We start from the raw sequence: 3527 nt of genomic DNA, 5'->3' as shown, positions 1-3527 counted from the left end.
AGGCGAAGTGAAAAGCGTGGGGGCCATCTACTTGAGGTTGTAGAAGGCGTCGCGGCCWGGGTAGGWCGCRATGTCACCCAGGTCTTCTTCGATGCGCAGCAGCTGGTTGTAYTTGGCSATGCGGTCCGAACGCGAGAGCGAGCCGGTCTTGATCTGGCCCGCATTGGTGCCCACGGCGATATCGGCAATCGTGGAGTCTTCGGTTTCGCCCGAGCGGTGGCTGATGACGGCGGTGTAGCCGGCGCGCTTGGCCATCTCGATGGCGGCGAAGGTTTCAGTCAGCGTGCCGATCTGGTTGATCTTGATGAGGATGGAGTTGGCGATCTGCTTGTCGATGCCTTCCTTCAGGATCTTGGTGTTGGTCACAAACAGGTCGTCACCGACCAGCTGCACTTTTTTGCCCAGGCGTTCGGTCAGTATTTTCCAGCCATCCCAGTCGCCTTCGGCCATGCCGTCTTCGATACTGATGATGGGGTATTTGTCGACCCAGGTGGCCAGGATGTTGGTCCATTCGGTGGCATCCAGGCTCAGGCCTTCGGCGCCCAGGACGTATTTGCCGTCCTTGTAGAACTCCGATGCTGCGCAATCGAGGCCCAGGGCGATTTGCTCACCGGCCACATAACCAGCCGCGTCGATGGCTTCCAGAATCATCTGGATTGCGGCTTCGTGGTTGGCCACATTGGGGGCAAAACCGCCTTCGTCACCAACGGCCACACTCATGCCCTTGTCGTGCAGGATTTTCTTGAGGGCGTGAAAGACCTCGGCGCCGTAACGCACGGCTTCACGGAAGCTGGGCGCGCCGACCGGAATGATCATCAGTTCCTGCAGGTCCAGGTTGTTGTTGGCGTGTGCACCGCCGTTAACCACATTCATCATGGGGACAGGCATTTGCATGGCGCCGCTGCCGCCGAAGTAGCGGTACAGGGGCAGGCCGGCTTCTTCAGCCGCTGCACGGGCCACGGCCATGCTGACGGCCAGCGTGGCGTTAGCGCCCAGGCGGGATTTGTTGTCGGTGCCGTCCAGGTCGATCAGCGTGCGGTCCAGGAAGGCTTGTTCGCTGGCGTCCAGGCCCAGCACGGCTTCGGAGATTTCGGTGTTGATGTGTTCGACGGCCTTGAGCACGCCCTTGCCGAGGTAGCGCGACTTGTCGCCGTCGCGCAGCTCAATGGCTTCACGCGAACCGGTGGACGCGCCCGAAGGCACTGCAGCACGGCCCATGACGCCGGATTCCAGCAGCACGTCGCACTCAACGGTAGGGTTGCCACGGCTGTCGAGAATTTCGCGGCCGACGATATCAACAATTGCGCTCATTAGGTTCCTTTTTTGTAGAGAGGGATCAGACCGGGGCGGCAACGCCTTCGACCAGGACCATATTGAAAAACTCGGTGGCACCAGCACGCTTGGCACGTGCGGCGCGGTACATCTCGTCGTCATAAAAGGCCTTGGCCTTTTCGTAGCTGGGGAAGCGCAGCATGGCGACGCGTGCGGGTTGCCAGGTGCCTTCCAGTGCCTCAAACTTGCCACCGCGCACCAGGTATTCACCCCCGGCGGCTGCCACCGCAGCGGGAGCGGCCGCCATGTACTGCTTGTACTGCTCGGGGTCGGTGATCTTCATGTCGACAATGATGTAGGCGAATGTCATGGCTTGTGTGGCTTCTGGGGATGGATTGCCGGCTCAGGCGTTGAAGTTGTTTTCGAGGAAGCCGTTTTTCTTGGTGACACGATCCAGCTCGAGCAGTGTTTCCAGCAGCGCCTTCATGTGCTTGAGCGGCACAGCGTTGGGACCGTCACACAGGGCCTTGGCCGGGTCGGGGTGGGTTTCCATGAACAGGCCAGACACGCCGACGGCCACTGCGGCACGCGCCAGCACCGGCACCATCTCGCGCACGCCGCCGCTGCTGGTGCCCTGGCCGCCGGGCAGTTGCACCGAGTGGGTCGCGTCAAACACGACCGGCGCGTTGGTCTCGCGCATGATGGCCAGGCTGCGCATGTCGCTGACCAGGTTGTTATAGCCAAAGCTGGCGCCGCGTTCGCAGGCCATGAAGTTGTCTTCCGGCAGACCGGCCGCCTTGACGGCCGCGCGCGCCTTGTCGATGACGTTCTTCATGTCGCCGGGGGCCATGAACTGGCCCTTCTTGATATTGACCGGCAGGCCGGACAGCGCGACGGCGTGGATGAAGTCGGTCTGGCGGCACAGCAGCGCCGGTGTTTGCAGCACATCGACGACCTTGGCAACCTGCGCGATCTGGTCTTCGGAGTGGATGTCGGTCAGCACCGGTACGCCAATGTCCTTTTTGACCTTGGCCAGAATCTCCAGTCCTTTCTCCGTGCCCAGCCCGCGAAAGGCCGTCTCGCTGGTGCGATTGGCCTTGTCGAAACTGCTTTTGAAGATAAAGGGAATGCCCAGTGAGGAAGTGATTTCCTTGAGCGTGCCGGCGGTGTCCATCTGCAGCTGCTCGGACTCCACCACGCAGGGGCCGGCGATGAGGAAAAACGGGTGATTCAGGCCAATGTCAAATCCGCAGAGTTTCATGGTCAGGCTACCGCCTTGAGAGGCTTGGCCGCAGCTTTCGGGTCCTGGCCTGCTGTGGCGCGCTGCTTGAGTACGGCCGCGATATAGGCATTGAACAGCGGGTGGCCGTCCCAGGGGGTGRACTTGAACTCGGGGTGGAATTGCACGCCGACAAACCAGGGGTGGACGTCTTGCGGCAGTTCGACGATCTCGGTGAGTTGTTCGCGCTGGGTCAGCGCGGAAATGACCAGGCCCGATGCGCGCAGGGCATCGAGGTAATTCACATTGGCCTCATAACGATGGCGGTGACGCTCGGTCACCACGTCGCCATAAATCTTGTGGGCCAGCGTGCCCTTGGCGACGTCCGAGCTTTGCGCACCCAGGCGCATGGTGCCGCCCAGGTCGGATTTGGCGTCGCGTGTCTTGATGGTGCCGTCGGCGTCTTTCCACTCGGTAATCAGCGCAATCACCGGGTGCGGTGTTGCCGGGTCGAACTCGGTGCTGTTGGCGTCCTTGAGGCCGGCAACGTGGCGCGCAAATTCGATGGTGGCCACTTGCATGCCCAGGCAGATGCCCAGGTAAGGCATCTTCTGCTCGCGGGCGAAGCGGGCCGCGCAGATCTTGCCTTCGACGCCGCGTATGCCGAAGCCGCCGGGCACCAGGATGCCGTCAAAACGCGCCAGGCGCGAGACGTTGTCTGGCGTGATGGTTTCGGAGTCCACATATTCGATGACCACTTTGGCATGGTTCTTCATGCCGGCGTGGCGCAACGCTTCATTGAGCGACTTGTAGCTGTCAGACAGGTCGACATATTTGCCGACCATGGCGATGTGCACTTCGGTCTGCGGGTGCTCGGTTTCGTAGACCAGGTCGTCCCAGCGCTTGAGGTTGGCTGGCGGGGTGTTCAGGCGCAGCTTGTCGCAGATCAGGCCGTCCAGGCCTTGCTCGTGCAACATGCGGGGGACTTTGTAAATCGTGTCGACATCCCACATGGAGATCACGCCCCATTCAGGAA

The 3527-nt window shown here is 61.4% G+C and carries 4 protein-coding genes; all 4 read right to left on the bottom strand.

Annotated features, from left to right (window positions below):
- Positions 1-27 precede the first annotated feature (27 nt).
- Positions 28-1311 (bottom strand): phosphopyruvate hydratase, encoded by a 1284-nt coding sequence (gene eno, locus AC1D0Z_RS17850; RefSeq protein WP_477659539.1) that lies wholly within the window; start codon positions 1309-1311, stop codon positions 28-30.
- A 25-nt stretch (positions 1312-1336) separates the two neighbouring features.
- Positions 1337-1642, bottom strand: coding sequence for a DUF1330 domain-containing protein (locus tag AC1D0Z_RS17845; RefSeq protein WP_457278940.1), 306 nt, complete (start codon positions 1640-1642; stop codon positions 1337-1339).
- 33 nt (positions 1643-1675) lie between these two features.
- Positions 1676-2533 (bottom strand): 3-deoxy-8-phosphooctulonate synthase, encoded by an 858-nt coding sequence (gene kdsA / locus AC1D0Z_RS17840; RefSeq protein WP_477659538.1) that lies wholly within the window; start codon positions 2531-2533, stop codon positions 1676-1678.
- 2 nt (positions 2534-2535) lie between these two features.
- Positions 2536-3527, bottom strand: a 992-nt coding sequence (locus AC1D0Z_RS17835; RefSeq protein ID WP_477659537.1) for a CTP synthase, incomplete at its 5' end; no start/stop codon positions are given.

This window comes from Polaromonas sp. P1_E3 (assembly GCF_056405935.1).
Note: the sequence above shows the minus strand (reverse complement) of the source record. Positions and strands in the feature narration are given on the sequence as shown.

Coding starts and splice junctions, on each gene's coding strand:
- AC1D0Z_RS17845 (WP_457278940.1), bottom strand. CDS start 1,642: ATGACATTCGCCTACATCATTGTCGACATGAAGATCACCGACCCCGAG.
- kdsA (WP_477659538.1), bottom strand. CDS start 2,533: ATGAAACTCTGCGGATTTGACATTGGCCTGAATCACCCGTTTTTCCTC.